This window comes from Janthinobacterium sp. FT14W (assembly GCF_009208755.1).
Taxonomy (GTDB): domain Bacteria; phylum Pseudomonadota; class Gammaproteobacteria; order Burkholderiales; family Burkholderiaceae_D; genus Janthinobacterium; species Janthinobacterium violaceinigrum.
Window position 1 is genome coordinate 1 of record NZ_WFLL01000137.1, and the last position, 498, is coordinate 498.

Genomic DNA, 498 nt, shown 5'->3' on the forward strand with positions numbered 1-498 from the left:
GTTCCTGCCGTGGAACTACCTCCAGCAGATCAACCCTGCCTAAACAACACGCCGCTTCCCAGCGGTGTGACGCTATCATCGGTCCGATTGAATACCCGTTCAAGACGGTAGTGGCCGGACGCTTACGTAAAGTGAGACTCTCACACCATAATAGAACCTCGAATAAACGCCCCATCAGATTTTCTAAAAGGCGTGTTGATTTGCAGCGAAATCTGACCCACTTCACCGCATAATTTGCAAACGAATCTGACCCACGTATAAGACACAATCCTGCTCACGACATTGAGCGGGGAATTGGAGTGATCGACGTGGCATTACTAGGCATTATTCGACGCTGGCACATTCGCGACCAGGTTCCCTTAAGAGAGATTGCCAGGCGATTAGGTATCTCTAGAAACACCGTCCCACGCTATCTGCGATCGGAAACCATTGAGCCAGCCTACTCTGAGCGGCGCTCTACCCGCGCCATCGACAAATACGCGTTCCAGCTTTCTGCGC

Annotated in this window: 1 pseudogene; it reads left to right on the plus strand. The window is 51.8% G+C overall.

What is annotated here, in order from left to right:
- Positions 1-299: 299 nt before the first annotated feature.
- Positions 300-498: pseudogene (locus GCN74_RS29475) on the plus strand (IS21 family transposase); the annotation flags it as partial.